This window comes from Saccharopolyspora spinosa NRRL 18395 (genome assembly GCF_000194155.1).
GTDB lineage: Bacteria > Actinomycetota > Actinomycetes > Mycobacteriales > Pseudonocardiaceae > Saccharopolyspora > Saccharopolyspora spinosa.
This window is the reverse complement of record NZ_GL877881.1, coordinates 496692-514687: the sequence shown is the minus strand read 5'-3', so window position 1 is coordinate 514687 and position 17996 is coordinate 496692. Positions and strand designations below refer to the sequence as shown.

The 17996-nt window shown below is 66.9% G+C and carries 14 protein-coding genes; 4 read left to right on the top strand and 10 right to left on the bottom strand.

Annotation, left to right across the window (positions count from 1 at the left end; translation table 11 throughout):
* Nucleotides 1-408 (bottom strand): response regulator transcription factor (locus SSPN_RS52895; RefSeq protein WP_237710918.1); only part of this gene is annotated, 408 nt, incomplete at its 3' end.
* 479 nt (nucleotides 409-887) lie between these two features.
* On the opposite strand from SSPN_RS52895, the gene SSPN_RS52890 reads away from it, so the two are divergent.
* From SSPN_RS52890 to SSPN_RS52875, 4 genes are all read left to right on the top strand, one after another.
* On the top strand, nucleotides 888-1766 hold the full coding sequence (locus SSPN_RS52890) for a helix-turn-helix domain-containing protein (protein WP_029536059.1): 879 nt from the start codon (nucleotides 888-890) through the stop codon (nucleotides 1764-1766).
* The gene (locus SSPN_RS52885) at nucleotides 1720-1911 is read left to right on the top strand and encodes a DUF397 domain-containing protein (RefSeq protein ID WP_420188558.1); all 192 of its coding nucleotides are present in this window, start codon (nucleotides 1720-1722) and stop codon (nucleotides 1909-1911) included. The genes SSPN_RS52890 and SSPN_RS52885 overlap by 47 nt, the downstream gene beginning before the upstream one ends.
* 78 nt (nucleotides 1912-1989) lie before the next feature.
* Nucleotides 1990-2163 carry a DUF397 domain-containing protein gene (locus SSPN_RS52880; RefSeq protein ID WP_010314450.1) on the top strand — a complete coding sequence of 58 codons (174 nt, stop codon included), beginning with the start codon at nucleotides 1990-1992 and terminating at the stop codon, nucleotides 2161-2163.
* A gap of 78 nt (nucleotides 2164-2241) precedes the next feature.
* The gene (locus SSPN_RS52875; RefSeq protein ID WP_010314449.1) at nucleotides 2242-2415 is read left to right on the top strand and encodes a DUF397 domain-containing protein; all 174 of its coding nucleotides are present in this window, start codon (nucleotides 2242-2244) and stop codon (nucleotides 2413-2415) included.
* A gap of 128 nt (nucleotides 2416-2543) precedes the next feature.
* On the opposite strand, the gene SSPN_RS0135620 is transcribed toward SSPN_RS52875, so the two are convergent.
* From SSPN_RS0135620 to SSPN_RS0135580, 9 genes are all read right to left on the bottom strand, one after another.
* Nucleotides 2544-4505, bottom strand: coding sequence for a KedN5 family methylcobalamin-dependent radical SAM C-methyltransferase (locus SSPN_RS0135620; protein WP_010314446.1), 1962 nt, complete (start codon nucleotides 4503-4505; stop codon nucleotides 2544-2546).
* 64 nt (nucleotides 4506-4569) lie between these two features.
* Nucleotides 4570-8001, bottom strand: coding sequence for an AMP-binding protein (locus tag SSPN_RS0135615; protein WP_010314445.1), 3432 nt, complete (start codon nucleotides 7999-8001; stop codon nucleotides 4570-4572).
* Nucleotides 7998-11153, bottom strand: a complete 3156-nt coding sequence (locus tag SSPN_RS0135610) for a non-ribosomal peptide synthetase (RefSeq protein ID WP_010314444.1) — start codon at nucleotides 11151-11153, stop codon at nucleotides 7998-8000. Before SSPN_RS0135610 ends, SSPN_RS0135615 begins: the two co-directional genes overlap by 4 nt.
* Complete coding sequence (locus SSPN_RS0135605; RefSeq protein WP_010314442.1) at nucleotides 11150-12718, bottom strand: carbamoyltransferase C-terminal domain-containing protein; 1569 nt, start codon at nucleotides 12716-12718, stop codon at nucleotides 11150-11152. The genes SSPN_RS0135610 and SSPN_RS0135605 overlap by 4 nt, the downstream gene beginning before the upstream one ends.
* A gap of 41 nt (nucleotides 12719-12759) precedes the next feature.
* Entirely contained in the window at nucleotides 12760-13974 is a 1215-nt protein-coding gene (locus SSPN_RS0135600; RefSeq protein ID WP_143539681.1) for a LamG domain-containing protein, read from the bottom strand.
* On the bottom strand, nucleotides 13971-14669 hold the full coding sequence (locus SSPN_RS0135595; protein WP_010314438.1) for a YqcI/YcgG family protein: 699 nt from the start codon (nucleotides 14667-14669) through the stop codon (nucleotides 13971-13973). The genes SSPN_RS0135600 and SSPN_RS0135595 overlap by 4 nt, the downstream gene beginning before the upstream one ends.
* 188 nt (nucleotides 14670-14857) lie before the next feature.
* The gene (locus tag SSPN_RS0135590; RefSeq protein ID WP_010314435.1) at nucleotides 14858-15466 is read right to left on the bottom strand and encodes a nucleoside deaminase; all 609 of its coding nucleotides are present in this window, start codon (nucleotides 15464-15466) and stop codon (nucleotides 14858-14860) included.
* A gap of 5 nt (nucleotides 15467-15471) precedes the next feature.
* Nucleotides 15472-16413: a 2-oxoglutarate and iron-dependent oxygenase domain-containing protein gene (locus SSPN_RS0135585; RefSeq protein ID WP_010314433.1), complete on the bottom strand. Its 942-nt coding sequence runs from the start codon at nucleotides 16411-16413 to the stop codon at nucleotides 15472-15474.
* Nucleotides 16410-17459 (bottom strand): radical SAM protein, encoded by a 1050-nt coding sequence (locus SSPN_RS0135580; protein WP_010314431.1) that lies wholly within the window; start codon nucleotides 17457-17459, stop codon nucleotides 16410-16412. The genes SSPN_RS0135585 and SSPN_RS0135580 overlap by 4 nt, the downstream gene beginning before the upstream one ends.
* Nucleotides 17460-17996 lie beyond the last annotated feature (537 nt).

Genomic DNA, 17996 nt, shown 5'->3' with positions numbered 1-17996 from the left:
TTGTTCCCATTGTCGGCTCATGGCCTCAGTGTGGAGATATTTTTTCATGCGCCTGGCAAGAAGATCCGCCAAAGCTTCGATTTCTTTCATGTCTTGTTGACAGACCGGCAGACATATGCGGGATGTATGGTCAATCGGCGAATATTCGACATTTCTGAATTGCTCGGAATTTGACGGCTTGAGGATTCCTAGCTCGTATCCCAGAATCACAGCACCGACACGGTTGCGTAGATTAAATTTGCGGTAGATGTTACGCGTTCGGGACTTTACGGTATCTTTCGCGATGTGCAACCGCATCGCAATTTCATTGTCGGTAAGTTCGCAGGCGATACAATATATGACGTCCCTCTCTTCCTTGGTGAGATTTATCAACTTGTCTGTGCTGAATCTTTGCGGTGACGTTCGCACTACATTAATACCGTTCGTACTAGTATGAAAATGAGGGAATCACGTGGGGCCGGCCGGTTGGCGGCTGGAGGATCTGCCGCCAACCGGCCGCGACGGACCGATGCCGGGCCGGGGGGCACGACACTTGGATATCCAGTGACGACCGGCACCGGGCCGCGTCTGGGGTTATGCGGTACGCCTATGCCGTCCGATAGCCACTTCGGCGGGTGACTCTTCCCGCAATGCCTCTTCAACGCCATGTTTGTAGCGGAACCACCGCACGCCGATACCCTCGGGCGTCTGGTCGGGCGGAACAGCTGGGCCAGGTGGACCAGAAACTGCGCTGAGATCCGCCATGATGCCTCCCACGAGTGTTGACCTGACAAGTACGCTGTGCATGAACAGACCGGATGATCAGGTAACAGGTTGGGAGTCTCCAGAATGACAACGGCAATACCCTAAACGGGTGATACGCCGTAATGACACGAAGGATGCATCGCATGCCTACAGCGATAGGATCGCCGCGCGCACGTGCACTATCAGCAGCTTTGCGTAAAGCACGCGAAGATCTAGGATTGAGCTTGCGTGACCTAGCGAAACGCGTATCACTGAACTACTCGTATCTGTCGAACCTGGAAACCGGCAAGCGTGTTCCAAATGTAGAAACTACAGCGACGATTATCGGCGCGCTTCGCCTATCGGCGACTGACCGCGAAAGGATTCTCGCCCTAGCTCGTAACGTAAGCGAACCGAATTGGCTGACTGTCGGCATTCCAGGGATACCGCATCAACTAGCCGGGGCATGGGAGTGCGAACGCGCAGCGTCATTGATTACCGCGTGGAATCCTTGCGTCGTACCTGGATTGCTGCAAACTACAGACTATGCACGGTCAATCGCGGTAGCTAGCGGACTGGAAACACACGAAGTTGAATCACGCGTGATGGTCAAACTTTCCAGGCGCGAAATTCTCACTAAGCGTGACCCTGTGACGTTTAAGGCCCTGGTTGCCGAAACTGCATTGCGCGAACCGATTGGTGACCCTACGGTCATGGTGGATCAACTACGCGACTTGCTCACCATCGCGGAACGGCCAAACGTTGCAATAAGGATAGTTCCGCAGCGGGTCGGATGGCATCCCGGCCTGATGGGTCCTTTTGTCCTATATGACTTTGCCGATTCACCTTCCGTCGTGCATTTTGAGCACTACAGTTCGGGTGCGTTCGATCAAAATGAGGACGACGTAAAAGCGTATCGAAACGCAATAAAAAGGTTGGCAAGCTTTGCCCTGAGTGCGCGTGATTCAAACGAGTTCATCGCGCGACTTATTGTGGATGAATGGAGTGAAAATGGAGAAAGAAATTCACTGGATCAAGTCTAGTTATTCCGGGCCTAACGGTGATTGTGTCGAACTGGCCACCACGTTAGACGCAATCCGCGATTCGAAAGACCCGAACGGGCCGACGTTGACTGTCGACGTGGGCACTTTCGTTTGTGCGGTGCAGCAGGGTCGTTTCGACCGCTGAATGTATGACGCCCCGGTGTGTGGTGCCTTGGCGTCATTGTTGGTTTCTGCGGTTGTATCTTGGATGAATGGAGTTGAAATGTTAATTCCACAATGGATTAAATCAAGCTACTCCAGTGCGAATGGAGACTGTGTTGAATTAACAACGGCACTGGACGCTATCCGCGATTCTAAGGACCTTGGTGGGCCGACGCTGGCTGTCGACGTGGGCACTTTCGTTTGTGCGGTGCAGCAGGGTCGTTTCGACCGCTGAATGTATGACGCCCCGGTGTGTGGTGCCTTGGCGTCATTGTTGGTTTCTGCGGTTGTATCTTGGATGAATGGAGTTGAAATGTTAATTCCACAATGGATTAAATCAAGCTACTCCAGTGCGAATGGAAACTGTGTCGAATTAACTACGGCACTGGACGCTATCCGCGATTCCAAAGACCCGTACGGGCCGACTTTGAGCGTGGACGTGTCGACGTTCGTTTGTGCGGTGCAGCAGGGTCGTTTCGACTGCTGAATGTATGACGCCCCCGTGGCACCGGGGCGTCATTGTTGGTTTCTACGGTTGTATCGTCGATGAATGGAGTGGACAGACGGGTTTTCTCCAGCAACTGTCCCGCTGACTCAGTAACCGCTGTCGTCCAATTAGGACACGTGGTTTCCCGGCCGGGCGGCTGGGCGCTCCGGCTGGCTGCTGTGGGGCAGCAGGTGTGCGGCGGGGGCGGGTACGGGGTCTGGGCGGGCGACGAAGTGCGCGGTTTCCTCGTGGTTGGTGGAGCGGACGAGTTCGGCGAAGCCGTGCTTGTACAGCAGGCGGACGTGGTGGTCGTCGGGGATCGGCTCGGGTACCTCGCCGTGCTCCCGGGCGGAACGCGCGAGCGCGGGGACGTCCAGGCGGTAAGTGCGTTCAACCGACCAATGGTCTTCGCCATCGACGCTGATCAGCTCCGCGTCGTGCAGGCCGCGACGCACCGGCTCCGGCAGCGGGCGGGTGTCCAGGTCGTAGCGGACCACCTCCTGCAGTGCCCAACGCCACTGCACGGGGGCCGCAGGTTCGACGGTGCTGATCCACCACTGCTCGACGAGCTCGGCGAACTCCTTGGTGGCGAAACAGTACTCCAGCGCGGGGGCTAGCGAATCCGGGTCGGCGGTGGAGCTCTCCGCCGCCTGGCGCAGCAGTGCGGCTCCCAGGTGGCCCTGCTGTGCCTCGACGAAGCCGGCCAGTGAGAGTATGCAGGTGGACTGGGTCCAGCCGAGCACGGCGCGGAACACCGGCCAGACCTCGCGCAGCACCAGGTTCTCAGCCAGCAGCCGTGCCCAGAACAGGAAGCGCTGCATCCGGATGTTCTCCTCCAACGAGATCCCGCGGGCCGAGAGCACGTATTCGAAGTCGTCCCGCTGCCCGCGCACCGTGATGAAGCCGTGCAGTTCCCGCCGATCGGAGAAGTCCGTGTTAGGCAACAGCAGTAGCGGGTAGGCGGCGATGCGGGAGACGTGCTTGGCGAGCTCGTCGTAGCCCTCGAGGAAGGACTCCGGGGTCTCGCCGGGCACGCCCCAGATCAGCTCGGCGTAGCAGTCCAGCCCTTCGGCGGCCAACCACTCCGCCAGTTCTCTCCACTGGTTGATCTTCATGTTGCGGCGGTTCATCAGGTCCAGCACGGAGTCGTTCAGCGTCTGCAGGGCGAGTGTGAACGAGCTGCCCAGGCCCACCTCGCGCATCCGGCGAACGATGTCGCGGAACACCTTGGACTTGTTCTTCGCCCAGGAGGTCTCGAGCGCCCGAGGGTAGCCGTACCGGTCGCGGACCTCGATGAAGTCCTCGATGAACTCCATGTCCTGGCGCAGCATCCCGAAGTTGGCGTCGCAGAGCACGACCGTGTGCGCCTTCGCCTTGGCCAGCACCTCCAGTTCGGCCCGCAGCCGTTCGCGGGAGAACGCGCGAACTTTCTGGCCCACCGCGCCGCCCCAGAAGCAGAACGAGCAGTGGTAGGGGCAACCGCGGTTGGTCTCCATCAGCGCGACGTCGTAGCGGAACTCGCCGCGCTCGTCGACCAGCGGCAGCGCGCCGGTGAGGATCGGAGAGGGGATCACGTCTAGGTCGTCGAGCCGTGGCTGTTCCTCGGTGGTGACGATCGAGCCGTCCTCACCGCGGTAGGAGATGCCGCGGACATTCGCATACGAGGTGCCCTCCAGCACCGCCCGCAGCAGCTCGACGAAGGTGATTTCGCCTTCGCCGTTGACCACGACGTCCACGGCGACGTCCCGGCGAAGCACCCGTTCGGACTGGTTGGCCACGTGGTTTCCGCCGAAGACCACGACGGCCTCTGGGTTGGCCTGCTTGACAGTCTCAGCCACCGACGCGAACTGGCGCACGTTCCAACCGAGCACGGAGAACCCGATCACGTCGGGCACCCCGTCCCGCAGGATGTCCACCGCCATCTCCAGCGGGGTCATCGAGCCAGACGCGTTGAAGATCCGCACATCGCAGTGTTCGCCGAGCTGCTCGCGGGTCATCGTCGCGAGGTAGCCTGCGGCCAGCGGCATCGATTCCTTCGCCATGTGCCAGACGCCCTGCTGAACCAGCGCGACCTTGATCATCTTCGTCATGAGCGCACGTTTCGTAGCGCCCCGAACCGGTCGGGGCGGGACTGATGTGGGGGCAGGGTGTCGGCTAGTACTCGGCGTGGAGCTCGGGGATGCCGGGGCCGATCATGCGAACTTCGTCGGTGGTGCTGCTGCGCTGCGCGAGCCAGGTGCGGACGGGGTCCGCGTTGGCGACCGCGTTGGTGCCCGACAGCAGGTCGGCGTGGCCGCCAGTGCCGGTCTGCACCCGGACTTCGCCGGTGGTCAGCCGCTGCCAGTCGGCGGCCCAGGAGGTGTCATCGCCGTCGGCGACCAACAGCAGCACATCGGTGTCCAGTTCTGGTGGCACGGGGACGCCCGCGTACCAGCGGGCGTAGCGTTCGACGACGGCGGCGACGCGCTCGCGGCCTGTCTGCCGGACGTGCGCGGCGAGGTTCGGGTCGGACAGGACCTCCTGCACCATCTTCGCGGCCGTCGTGCCGGAGGCCGGTTCGCGCTGCTGCGGGGGTTTGGAGTCAAGCAGCACCAGCCCGTCGACCCGCTCGCCGCGGTTCCGCAGCGCCAGCGCGGTGGCGGCCGCGAACACACCACCGGCGGAGTAGCCGACCAGGAACCGCGGGCCGCGTACCCGGGTCGCGGTGATCAGCTCTGCCGCTGTTCCGGCCGCGTCGGTGCCGGCGTCGAAGGGGAAGTCGAAGCCGTAGCAGCGAAACCCGAGATGCTGTGCGAACCCTGCCATCGCCCAGGAATGCCCGGCGATCGGTGGGAAGCAGTACACCGCGTTGCCTTCGCCGTCGGCGAGGAGTTTCAGCGGGCTGTCGGCCGCCGGGCGCTGGTCGATGAGCTTTGCCAGCGCAGCCGCGGTCTGCGCCCGATATACGTCCACAATCGACACATCGCGGTGCAGCTCCTCGCGGATACGGATGGCCAGCAACGCCGCGCCGAGGCTGTGCCCGCCAGCGACGAAGAAGTTCTCTTCCAGCGAGACCGTGTCGTCGGCCAGCACCTCGTGCCACAGCGGCAAGAGGACCCGCTCGGTCTCGGTGCGCGGCGGCCGCGCGGCGGCCCGGCGGGCCTGTTCGGGGGATGGCAGCGCGTTCCGGTCGATCTTGCCGTTCGCGTTGCGCGGCCAGCTCTCCACCACCACGACGTCCGCTGGCACCGCCGCGGCCGGCAGGAACCGGGTCAGCGCCGCGCGCAGACCGAGGGTGTCCGGCTCGGCGCCCGGCTCGGGCAGGACGTAGCCGCACAGCCGCAGTTCGTCGGAACCGGGCACTGGGCGGACCACTGCGGCAGCCTCCCGCACACCAGGCAGTTCGCTCAGCTTCTGCTCCACCTCGCCGAGTTCGGTGCGGTGGCCGAGCAGCTTGACCTGCGTGTCCATCCGTCCTACCAGCACCAGGGAACCGTCCGGCAGCCGCCGAGCGCGGTCGCCGGTGCGGTATAGCCGCTGACCGGGCAGTGCGGGAGAGTCCGTCGTGAACTTCTCCGCAGTGAGCTCGGGGTCTGACAGATAACCGGCGGCCAGCCCGGTGCCTGCCAGGTACAGTTCGCCGACGATACCGGCCGGCTGCTCGATGAGGTGCCGGTCGAGCACGTGCGCGGAGACGTTCGGGATCGGGAAACCGATCCGCACCGGTCCGCCCTCGGCGGCGGTGGCTGGGGCGATCTCCGCGGTGCACGCGATGTCGGTGGCCTCGGTCGGCCCGTAGATGTTGTGGACCTTCGCCTTGCACGCGCCGGAATCCAGCCACGGGAGCAGCCGCGCCAGGTCCGGCGTCTCACCGCCGAGCGCCAGGTGCCGCAACGAGCGCAACGCCCGGAAGCCGTCCGCGGCGGCGAGGTCCAGCAGCGGATACACCGCCGAGGGCACACCCGGGTTGAGCACTGTGACCTCGTCGCGATCCACCAGCTCTAGCAGCACTCGCGGGTCGTAGGCCGCGTCGGGTGCGAGCACCACGGCCGCGCCGGAGACCAGCGGGGCCAGGTAGTTCTTGATCGACGCGTCGAAGCCGCAGGTGATGATCTGCGCAACTCGGCCGCCCACGTCCAGCTCGCAGAAGTCCCGATACCACCACAGCAGGTTGACCAGCGACCGCATTCCCACCGCGACGCTTTTGGGAGCGCCGGTGGAGCCGGAGGTCTGGATGACGTAGGCGGTGGCGTCGGGTGAGTGCCGGTTCACCGGCGGGCGGACCGCGGCCAGGGTGTTCAGCGCCTGGGTGTCGTACTGGATCTTCGCTGGCGCGGGTCGGCGGCGGGCCGTGGCCGTGCGGTCGACGTGCAGCAACACGTCGTAGGCGTAGGTGGTCAGCTCTTCGTCGTGGAATGCCATCGGCGTGACCTCGACGGCCGACAACTCCGGAAAGTGGTTCGGCAGGTCATCGAAGAACGCCGATGGGATGAACAACGCGTCCGCTGCGGACATCGGCCGCCCGCCGTGCTCGGGCCTGTGCCGGGCGGCCAACGAAGCGAGGAACTCTTCACGGCGTGCGGCGTCCCACACGTGCCCGAGGTAGACCGCGCCGCGCTCGCCGACCCGACCGATGGCCTCGCGCAGCACGGTGCGCAGGTAATTCACCCCGCCGAAACTCTGCACCACGCTGTTGAACACCACGATGTCGAACGGGCCGTCCGAGCCGGGCGGCAGCTCGTCGAGGTTCAGCGCACCGAGTTCGTGCAGTGAGACGTTGTCCAGTCCCTCCTCCTCGCGCGCCCGCTCGGCCCAGCGCAGTACCCCGGCGGCCGGGTCGATGCCGACGTAGCGCCCCACTCGCGGCGCGAGTCCGCGCAGTGTGGTGCCGGTACCGCACCCGATTTCCAGCATTGCCTTGGCTGGGCCCAGGTAGTCCGCGATCTTTCCCGCGGTAGCCCGCACATAGGTGTTCAGCGTCTGGTCGCTGATGCGTGCCCCGGTGTACGGGCTGCGCCAGCCGTTCGCCGAGATCGGGTCGTCAGCGTGGTCGGCGACGTAGTTCCACAGCTCCAGGCTCATCCGGGTGCCCGCCGGCTCCAACTCGGTGAGTACGTCGGTGGAGTCCACGCAGATGCAGGCACGGGTGGGTGCGCTGTTCCAGAACAGGTCGTTGTAGGCGGCGACCAGCTCCCGTTCCGAGATCAGCACCAGGGGGCCGGTGTCCCGCATCAGTGAGTGCAGCCGCGCACTGGGTAGTTCGGGGTTCAGCGGCACGTAGGCACCGCCCGCTTTGAGCACCGCGAGCATCGCCACGACCAGCCGGTAGGAGCGGCGGAGCAGCACCCCGACGTGCACGCCAGGTTGCACGCCCTGGTCAACGAGGAAGCGCGCGAGCAGGTCGGCGTCCGCGGCGACCTCGACATAGGTGTGCCGGGCGGGGCCGTCGACCACGGCCACCTCGTCCGGGGTCGCGGCTACCTGCTCGGCGAACAGCTCGCCGACGGTGCGGTCGGCGGGAAATGGGCGTGCGGTGGCGTTTGCGATACGCGCGGCGTCGGCGGCCTCGTCGTCGGCTTCCCACAGCTGGATGTCGGACAGTTTCACGCGCGGACCTCCGATGTGACGGCTCGGGCCAGCCGCTCCAACGCGGCCAGGTAGCGGTCGACGGTGCCGGGACGGAACAGCCGACCGTCGTACTCGAACTCGACCCGGAGCGCGCCGCCCGTGTCGTGCACGTAGAGCGTCAGGTCGAACTTGGCGGTGTCCAAGGGGATTTCGACCAACCTGGACTGGTCGAGGAACAGCTCGTCAGCGACGCCGTCGGTGCTCCCAGGCCCCTCCGGTGAGGCGGCGAAGACGTCGGCGAAGTTCTGGTAGGCGAACATCACGTTGGTCAGCGGCTGGGTGCCTGCGGTGCGCTTCGGGTTCAGGTCCTGCACGAGCACGTCGACCGGGCAGTCCTGCTGCTCCAGCGCCGCGGTCAGGGCCGCCGAGGTGTGCGCGACCAGCTCCGGGAAGTCCATGTCCGGTCCGGGGAACAGCCGGACCGGCAGGACGTTGACGAAGAAACCGACCAGCCGCTCGATGTCCGGGTGGATGCGGGCGGCGGTGCCCATCCCGATGCAGATGTCCTCCAGCGCGGTCAGCCGGTGCAGCAGCCAGCCGAACAACCCGAGGAACACCGCGGCGGGCGTGCATTCGGCGTCGGTGGCCAGCACCCGCAGCCGCGCGGACAGCTCCTCATCGAAGGTGTGGCTGCGGGTGCCGCCGCGGAACACGTCCTGCTCATCCCAGCCGGAGAAGTCCACCGGGAGCGGCAGGTGGTCGGGCACTCCAGCCAGCCGTTCGCGCCAGGCGGGCGCGCGGGAGGCGAGGTCCCGGCCGCGGTCCCAGACCGCGAAATCCCGGTAGCGGGCGGGGAGTTTCGGCAGCTCGGGCCGGGTGCCGTGGAGGCTCGCGCGGTAGGCCTCGTTGAGCTCCCGGGACAGCACGACGATGGACCAGCCGTCGCAGATGATGTGGTGCAGGGTGAGCACCAGCCAGCTCCGCCGGTCCGGCAACCGGATCAGCACCGCCCGGCCGAGCGGGGCGTCGGCAAGGTCGAACGGGGTCTCGCAGTCGTCCCGCACCACCTGCTCGGCGGCTTGCCGAGGGTCAACGGCGGTGGAGAGGTCGACGGTACGCAGCGGGATGGCGCCCTCGGCGTGCACGCGCTGCCGGACTTCGCCACTGCGGACGGTAAACGAGGTCCGCAGACTCTCGTGTCGCTCGACCACAGTGGACAGAGCTTCCTCCAGCGCGGCCCGGTCCACCTCGCCCTGTTCCATCACGATCGGCACGTTGTAGGCCAGAGCGCCTCCGAGCTGGTGCAGTGTCCAAAGTCGTTGCTGCGCATAGGAGAGCGGATAGTCCTCGGCCACCTCCGCCCGGGGGAGTCCGGACGGCGCGGCGTCGACACGGTCCTGCTCATTGATCGCGCGGGCAAGTTCCCGGGGGTTGGGGTGGCTGTAGACGGTGCCCAGCGCGACGATGCGCCGCCAGCGCGCTGAGATCGCGTTGACCAGCCGCATCGCTTTGAGACTGTGCCCGCCGGAGGCGAAGAAGTCCGCATCCGGGGACAGCCCGCTGGTGCCCAGCACGGCGTCGAAGAGTCTGGCGATCTCGGTGGCGTCGATCTCGGCCGGTGCGGGCAGCGCCGCGACGGGGTCGTGCACAGTGGGCAGCAGCGCTGCGGCCTCGTCCGCGAGGGTCGCGCGGTCGATCTTCCCGTTCGGTGTGTGCGGCAGCGCCGCCCTGCGCAGGAACCGGCTCGGCACCATCCACGGCGGCAGTTGGGCGCGTGCGTACGCCCGCACGTCCTCATCAGATACCGAGTCCTCAGCGATGTGGAACGCGACCAGGTCGGTGTCGCCCGCCCCGTCCGGCACGGCCACCACCGCGGCCTCGGTCACGCCTGCGCAGGACATCAGCACGTTCCCGATCTCGCCGGGTTCTATGCGGTAGCCGCGCACCTTGTACTGGTCGTCCAGCCGTCCGAGAAACTGCAACCCGCCGTCCGCGTCAAGCCGCCCGAGGTCACCGGTGCGGTAGATCCGCGCCCTGCCCAAGGTGGTGAACCCAGCCGCGCCCGGCCGGGTCGGGCGCAGGTAGCCGCGGGCGAGGCCGGCGCCGCCGATGCATATCTCCCCGATCTCACCGGGTGCGACCGGTTCCAGCCGCTCGTCGCGGACGTCGACGGTCACACCGGGCAGCGCGGTGCCCAGAGCGAGGGTGCTACCCGGCAGCGGGGTCTCCCGATCCACCCGCAGGCAGGTCGCGTCCACTGTGGCCTCGGTGGGGCCGTACATGTTCCAGATCACCAGATCCCGCCCAGCCGGCCGGTCGAGCAGCCGACGCACCACCGCGGTCGGTACCGCCTGCCCGCCGGTGACCACGTGCCGCAGCGCGAGCCCGCCGTCCTCGCCCAGCCCGGCGTCGACCAATGCACCGAGGAACGGCGTGACGACGTTGATCAGCCCGACCCGGTGCCGTGCGATCAGATTCAGGAAGAGCCGCGGATCGCGCCGGTCGGCGTCCCCGATCAGTAGCAGCGTGCCGCCGTTGGACAGGCAGGACAGCGTCTGCTGGAGCGCCGCGTCGAACACCAGCGGGGCGGACAGCGCCTCAACGGTCCGCCCGCCCAGCGGGGCGTAGAGCATCTCCTGCAACCCCTCGACCAAGTTGGCCAGACCGCCGTGCTCGACCAGCACGCCCTTCGGGGTGCCGGTCGAACCCGAGGTGAACAGCAGCGCCGCAATGTCTCCGGGCTCCGGCACCACGTCGGGCATGGGCGCGTCGGACTGGTCGGGAGCGAGCACGGTGAGCTCCAGGAACTCGCAGAGCCCCGCCAGCGCCTGCCGTCCCGCTTCGTCGGCGACGACCACCCGGCAGCCGCTTTCGCTCAACAGCAGCCGGATCCGCTCCACCGGGTATTCCGTGGTCAGCGGCAGGTGCGCGAATCCGGCCGACATGACGCCGAGCAGTGCGGAGATCGCCCACTCGGTCCGCGCGGTGAGCACCGCGACCGGCGCTCCGCGAGGAAGGCCGGTGCTCAGCAGCGCCGCGGCCAGCCGGTTCGCCCGGCCGTGCAGTTCGCCGTGGCTGAGCCGGTGCGTGCGCCCGTCCCGCTCGCAGATCACCGCCGGTGCGTCTGGCTCTCGCGCCGCCTGCGCCCTGGCGAGCGCGATGCAGGTCGTGGTGGTCGGCGGTGCGCTCACGAGTGCCGCCGGGTGGCGAAGGTGCCGTTGACGACGTATCCGTCCAGGCCGTGCTTTTCGCCGTAGTCGATCAAATCCCTGGTGCGGTTGATGAAGCCACGACCCGAGTAGTTCAGGGAGGTGTTGCACAGCACGCTGTACCCGGTGATCTCCCGGAACGCGGTGAGCAGCCGCGCCGCCTGCGGATTCTGCTCCGGTGTGACGGTCTGGGTGCGTGCGGTGCCGTCGACGTGCGTGACCGCCTGCAGCGCGTCGGTGCGGACGTCACTGAAGTAGAGCATGTGCGGGTCCGGGATTGCCCCGCTGAACCACTTGTGAGCGTCGCTTTCCAGGCAGATCGGGGCGATCGGTCGGTAGCCCTCGCGCTGCTTGATCGTGTTCAGCCGCTCGTGCATCTCTCGGCTGAACGGCGCGGCGAGGAGGGAGCGGTTGCCCAGCGCACGCGGCCCCATCTCGTAGCGTCCTTGCACCCAGGCGATCACGTTGCCCTGTTCCAAGAACCTGGCGACGGCGGCATGGTCCAGGGGTCGTACGTCGTACACCGCGGGGTCGAAGGTCGCGTCCTCGACGAACTCCTCGCCGGCGTAGACGTCCCAGCTGACCTGCGCGGACCCGGTGTGGTGCAACTGCGCGTCGATAGCGGTGCCGAGCGCGGAGCCGCTGTCATTCGGGCACGGCGGTACGAACACCTGCGGGAACAGCCCGCACTCGGCCCAGCGCCGGTTCCACTCGCAGTTCAGCCCGCAGCCACCGGAGATCAGCAGAGGCAGGCCCTCCGTGAGGTACTGGGCCGCGTAGTCGTAGAACCGGTCGAAGATCGCATCGGAGAGCTTCGCCGCGATGTTCTTGTACTCCTGCGACTGGATCCCGACGTTGTGGTACGGCGACCACGCCACATCGGCCTTGGGCAGTCCGAGCACGATGCCGTCCTGGGCGAGAAGGAACTCGATGAGCTCCTTCTCCTCCGGCAGCACGGCACCCTGCTCGGCGAAACCGGTCAACGCCATCTGCTTGCCGGCGTCCTGGAACCGGAAATGCCCCGGTAAGTCCGGGAACTTCGGGTCGGCCACCGCGAACAAGTACGCGTACTTGTTGCCGGGGTCGGTGAGCACGTGCTTGAGGTGGGTGACCTCGCCGCGTTCGTCGATCCGGTAGAACGAGCCGATGTTGCCCTCCCACACCAGGCAATAGGCGGGCTCCCCGGTCGGCACCGGCCCGAGTCCGTAAGCGGTCATGATGTGCGAGCGCTCGTGGGTCGAGGAGAAGATCCGCGTCTCGTGGCCGAAGAACCGCCCGAGCTCGTCGGTGACCGAACCGGGCCCGGTACCGAAGTAGCCGGTGCGCGACGGCGGCTCGACGGAGTGCCAGCCCTTCACCCAGCCACCGACCGCGACGACATCGGGTTGGCGGGGCAGCCGATCGGCGGCCCGCAGCAGCAATTCGGCGGTGAGCCGGTCGTAGCGTGGGTAGGAGTCCTTCTCGGCCTCCAGGGAGAACAGCAACTGTCCGTCCTCGATGGCGGCGACCGCGCCGTCGTGGCCTTCCTTGAACGACAGGATCAGCACGCGAGATCAGCTCCTCGGTGGTCTGGGCGGGTTTGCACGGGTCATTGCTCGAAGCCCAGATCTGGGCTGCCGGATCGGGCGATCAGCCGGTCGCCGGAGCGGTCGGCAGTGATGAATTCATGCGCCTTCGCCCCGCCGCGATCCAGGCGCACCCGGCTCACGTCCTGCACCGGTCCGATGCGGAACCGCGGGGCGTCGAAACAGGGCAGGTCGCGGGGATCGAGCGGATCCAGCGCCAGCGGCGCCCCGTCGACGAGCAGCTCGGGGTCTCCGCCAGTGCCGCGCAGTTCGATCCGATGGGTGCCGCCGACGGGCAATGCGGACCGGGACGTCCACGCGCGGTTGCCGAGCACTGCCACCACCCGGTAGGCGCGCACGTCGCGCAGTTCGCCCGGGCCGAATCCGCCCAAATGCGCGGGGCTTGCCGCTCCGTTTGAGCCTGGCGCCTCACCGACGGCGAGGCCGCCCGCGGTGAACCGCCAGCGTCCGACAGCTCCCGGACTCGGCTCGGAGGTCCACTGAGGACGATTGACCGGTCCGCCGCTGTCCGCCCACACATCGACCTCGGAGACCGCGCCGCGCAAGCCGCGCCGCAGGTCGAACTCGCCCAGCACCCCGGGCGCGCCCTGGTATTGCCCGACGACCAGCGAGCCACCGGGCGGCAGCTCCGCACCGCGCGCCGCTGTCCGCGTCGAGACCGGGACGTCCAGCGGCGGCAGCGGTTTGCCGGTTGCCTCGGCGGTGACCCGTGCTGCGCCGTCGTCCTGGTACAGACGAGCCTGGCCGGTCCCGGAGTCCCAGGTGACCGCGAGCCGCTGCCACTGCGCGTAGTCGAGGAACACGTCAAACGGCACCTGCTCCCCGGCGATGTCCAGGGTCAGCCCGCCGGCCCGCTGCTCGCGCAGCGCCAGCACGGTGCCCGCCTCCGGAACCGCGTAGCTGAACAGCGTCGTCTCCACGTCCCCGCGTAACGGGCACAGGTCAAGCACCGCGGTGAACGCCCGCGTGGGGAAGGCCCTGAGCTGCTGGGCCAGCATCCACTGCCGCGGCTTGCGAGTACGGAACAGCAACGCGCCGACCGGATCCAGCAGCAGCGCGTACCGGTCGCGCGCCGAGCGATGCTCGATCAGCGGCACCACCTCGGTGCGCGGGCGCAGATGCAACTCGACGATGAACTCGGGCCGGTCGCCGAGTGCGAACCTGGCCAGGTCCGCGACGTCCGCTTCGGCCCAGGCGGTGCCGGCCGGCTGGTTCACGGGAACACCGCCGGCAGCTCCCACCAGCGCACCACCGGATCGTCCGCGCCCAGCGGCCGCACCACCCGCCACGCCTCGCACGGGTTGGAGCTGATGTGTGGGTCATAGCCGCGGTCGTGGCGGTCGTAGTCACGGCGGATGCGCTCCCGCACGACGGCTGGCAGCACAGTCTCACCGGGGCGCAGCACCCGGCCGAAGGAGTGCCGCGGTTGCAGCAGAACGTAGCTCGCATCCGCGCCGAAGGCGTACCGCGAATGCTCCGCCGGGTAGCAAGGCCCGAAGGTGTTCACGAAGAACAACTCGCCACCGAAGCCGAAGCACCAAGAAACCGTCTCGATCGCGGCATTCATGGTGTGGCCGCTGGCGGGATCGTGGTCGCTGAGGAACCTCAACACTGCGTGCGTGGTCTGCGCGAGCGCGTCCACGGTGGTGCCGAAGCGGGGCTCGCGCAACTCGATGACGAATCCGTCCAAGTTGGCTGCGCGGGCCTGGTCGATGAAGTCGCACAGCACCGGCAGCATCGCGCCGAGATTCTCCTCGGGCGTGCGGTCGCGGTCCCATTCCGGAGCGCCCCACAGCCGGGAGGATGGGGCGTAGACGCAGTGCGTTCCGCTGCGCACGGGGGCGAACCGCCGCAGGCACGGGGCTTCGTTCGGGTGGGTCGAGGTACTCGGTGGATGGGGCGCCGGAGTCATGGCGTTCCTCGTTCCGGGGTTCGTGTGCTGTTCGCAAGCCATGTCCGCAGCGCTCGCGCGCTTCGCTGCGCTGGGCGCTGTTCGTGCATCGAGTGCGCCAGCAGCAGCGCCGCCGGCGGGTCGCTGCCCGGGCGCACCGGCCTGCGCACGGCTGTCACATCGACGGTGCGGAAACCCTGTGCGTGGGATCAGGACCGGACGACCTCGTCATTCAGCCGCTTTTCGGTCGCGGCGAAGACGTCGGCGGCGAGCTGGGCCAGCCTGGGAGAGCAGTCGGCCGGTTCGAACACCTGCCGCGGTTCCCGCCCGGCGGCAAGGCGCTGCCAATAAGGCGGCAGGCAGTCCATCCTGGCGACCATGCCGCCGTCCCCGTCCGGCGCGACGTACCGCACCGTGCGGATGCCTGAGTTCAGCAACCTGACCGTGCACATCGGACAGCACTCCAGCGAGGTGTAGAGCACCGTCCCGTGCCCGGCCGCCAAGTCCCCGAACCGCGCCTCAAACGTGTCCAGTGCCTGCGCCTCCGCGTGCGCGGAGGTGTTCAGCCGAGGCCTCAGCAACTTGTTCCGGCCCTCGCAGATCAGCTCGCTGCCGCGCACGACCACCGCGCCGACGCCGTAGTTGCCCTCTTGCACCGAGACCAACCCGAGCACGCAGCACAGCCAAACCCACGGGTCCTGCTCGTTGTCCGGCGAGCCCTCGTCCGCGGCGAGCCGCTTGGCCAGCTCGGCGACCTGACCGTCCACGGACCCCAGCTCGGCAAGCAGCGCGCGGCCGCGCTTGAACGCCTCTTCCATCTGCCTCACCTAGCCGTTCTCACTGGTCGGAGCGGTTTTGAGCCATGTGCGGCATTGAGGATGAACTTCCCGCACCGCTGCGGTTGCGCTTCGGCGTTGTTCAGCGGGTGCAACGACCGGTTGAACGCGGGATTCACGAACGCCGCGATCGAGTACCGGTCCCGCTGCCGCGGCGTGGGCACCTGGTGCCGCAAGGCCCGGTACCTGCCACCGCTCCACCAAGCCAGCAGGTCGCCGACGATCACGGTGATCAGGTCACCGCCGCCGGGCACGTCAACCCACTCGCCGCCACGTTCTGCCTGGAGCCCGGCGCCTTCCTCCTGCACAACGATGCCGAGCAGACCGAAGTCGGTGTGCGGGGCATGCCCGAACTCGTCGCCGGTGCGCGGGGTCTCGGGTTCGACCATCCGGTAGCGGTGCAGCCGCATCGACGCGTACGGCTCGGCCAGGTGCTTGCACAGCCCGTCCGAATCCAGGCCGAGTCCGCGGGCCAGCGGCACGCTCAGACCCCGGCAAAGCCCCTGAATCTGCTCGAACAGCGACTCCACGCCAACCTGGAAGCCAGGCAGCTCCGGCCACCGGTTCGGCCCATGCAGCGGAACGCCGGCCCGTACCAGCGGATGCTCGGACCCGAGGTCGCACCCGACCTGGAACGCCTCCTTGACGTCGGGTTCCCGCCCGTGGCTGGTCTCAGAGCGGTGCTCGGTCCAGCCGCGGTTGTTGTGGTCGGCCGCGACCGCCCGCCGGGCTTCTTCCGGTAGTTCGAAGAACCGCCGGGCCTGGCGGAACGCCTCGCCGGTAGCGGTGAGCTCGCAGCCGCTGGCGACGAAACCACCGAAATCCCGACACGCCTCCTCGATCTGTTCGGTGAGCGCGGGATCTGCCGGATCGGTGCGCAGCACCGAGCAGTCGATGACCGGGACGAAGGAGGTCGACGTGCCGGTCACTTGCGTTCCAGCACCGGCTCGGCAGCGCCGGAGCTGACGTCGGTGATCGGCAGCAGGTGCTGGCGGGGACTGACCGAGCCGTCGCCGTTCATGATGATCCCCTGCTTGAGCAGGCCTCGGGTGAAGTCCTCGCGGGCGCGGTAGGTCTTCTCCTCGTCGGACAGTCCCTCGGAGGTCAGGCCGAGGTACACCGGGATGCCTTCCTTCCGCTTCTTCTCGGCCAGCGCGATGATGTCCGACAGTCGCGGCGGCTGGTAGCCGTTCAGTTCCTCGGCCCGGCGCGCCCACTGGGTACCGCGGGCCACGTACATCGGGTTGAGCCTGATGGTCAGCGGCACGCCGCGCATGGCGCAGTGCTCGTGCAGGTAGTCGATGGCCTTCTCCGCCTCGATCCAGGCCTCCTCGTCTGTCATCGCCGGGTCTGGTTTGAACAGCACGTAGGCGGTCAGCTCGCACTCGGCGGCGGCCATCGCGTCCAGCCCACGCAGGAAGTTCTCCAGCGGCTCGCGCTTACCTAGCACGCGCTCCCGCAGGTCCACCGTGACGGTCTCGAATCCGGTGAGGATGTCGAGTTGCTTGTTGCTGTTCTCGGCGATCTCCCGCAGACGCTCGACCGTCAGGAACTCCAGCCGGGTCTCCAACACCAGCTTGCGCACCCGGGGAAGCTTGCGGGTGGCCGCCGTGATCTGGGTGAGCGCCTCGGCGGGAAAGGTCGTCTCGTCGAACACCGAGCCCTCGTTGGCGATGGTCACCCTCTCCAACACGCCCAGCGCGTGCTTGTCTTCCTCCAGCACGTACTTGAACTGGGCGAGCACCTGGTCTTCCGGAATCCACTCCCTGGAGGACTTGAACGGAAGCGCGCAGAACTTGCACTGGTATCGGCATCGCTTGGTGTTGAAGAGGATCGCCAGGTCCTGCTCACCCAGGAAGTTCCGGTGCAGGAAGAAATGGGGCCGATCGGAGGCTGGCGCAGACTCGCCCATTTGTTTCGGGGGCCCGAAGCTGCGGTACAGCCCGCCGAGAAATTCGTCGAGCGCGACAGTCATGCTTCCTTCTTTCTGCGAAAACTTAACCTGGGTTCGCCGACACGGCAGTCCTGCGCTGCAGCGGTGCGTTCGGTCGTCCGCGGAAATTCGTCGGCGGAAAAATGTCCGGAAAGGTGCGACAGGTGCAGGGAAGGCGTGTCAACCTTAAGGCGAAATCCCGTCTTAAGGCGAAATCCCGTGCTCGGCAGTTTCGACGAGCACACCACAGCCCCCTCCAACGGGAGGGTAGTGAACTCCGCACCACGCACAACCTTTGAGGCTGAACAGTAGTGGTCAGCGCTCATTCTGGGCGGCGCATGCCGCTAGGGCGAAGGAGTGCCTCTATCGGCGCACGGCAAGAGCCAAGCCAGGTTGGATTTGAAAACCCCGCAGGCCGACCGCACTGGCGGCGCTGAGGTTCAGCCTGACGCATTTGGCACCATCAGGAGGGCGCCAACGCAGTTCCTCCTGCCCTGTGCGGATCGATAGCGGAATCCGGCGACGTCTTGTCATCGTTGCGTGTCACAATCCCCCTCTTTTGGGTCGCACACCCCATAG

Coding starts and splice junctions, on each gene's coding strand:
- SSPN_RS52885 (WP_420188558.1), top strand. CDS start 1,720: ATGAATGGAGTGAAAATGGAGAAAGAAATTCACTGGATCAAGTCTAGT.
- SSPN_RS0135590 (WP_010314435.1), bottom strand. CDS start 15,466: ATGGAAGAGGCGTTCAAGCGCGGCCGCGCGCTGCTTGCCGAGCTGGGG.
- SSPN_RS0135580 (WP_010314431.1), bottom strand. CDS start 17,459: ATGACTGTCGCGCTCGACGAATTTCTCGGCGGGCTGTACCGCAGCTTC.
- SSPN_RS0135595 (WP_010314438.1), bottom strand. CDS start 14,669: ATGACTCCGGCGCCCCATCCACCGAGTACCTCGACCCACCCGAACGAA.
- SSPN_RS52880 (WP_010314450.1), top strand. CDS start 1,990: ATGTTAATTCCACAATGGATTAAATCAAGCTACTCCAGTGCGAATGGA.
- SSPN_RS52875 (WP_010314449.1), top strand. CDS start 2,242: ATGTTAATTCCACAATGGATTAAATCAAGCTACTCCAGTGCGAATGGA.
- SSPN_RS0135620 (WP_010314446.1), bottom strand. CDS start 4,505: ATGACGAAGATGATCAAGGTCGCGCTGGTTCAGCAGGGCGTCTGGCAC.
- SSPN_RS52890 (WP_029536059.1), top strand. CDS start 888: ATGCCTACAGCGATAGGATCGCCGCGCGCACGTGCACTATCAGCAGCT.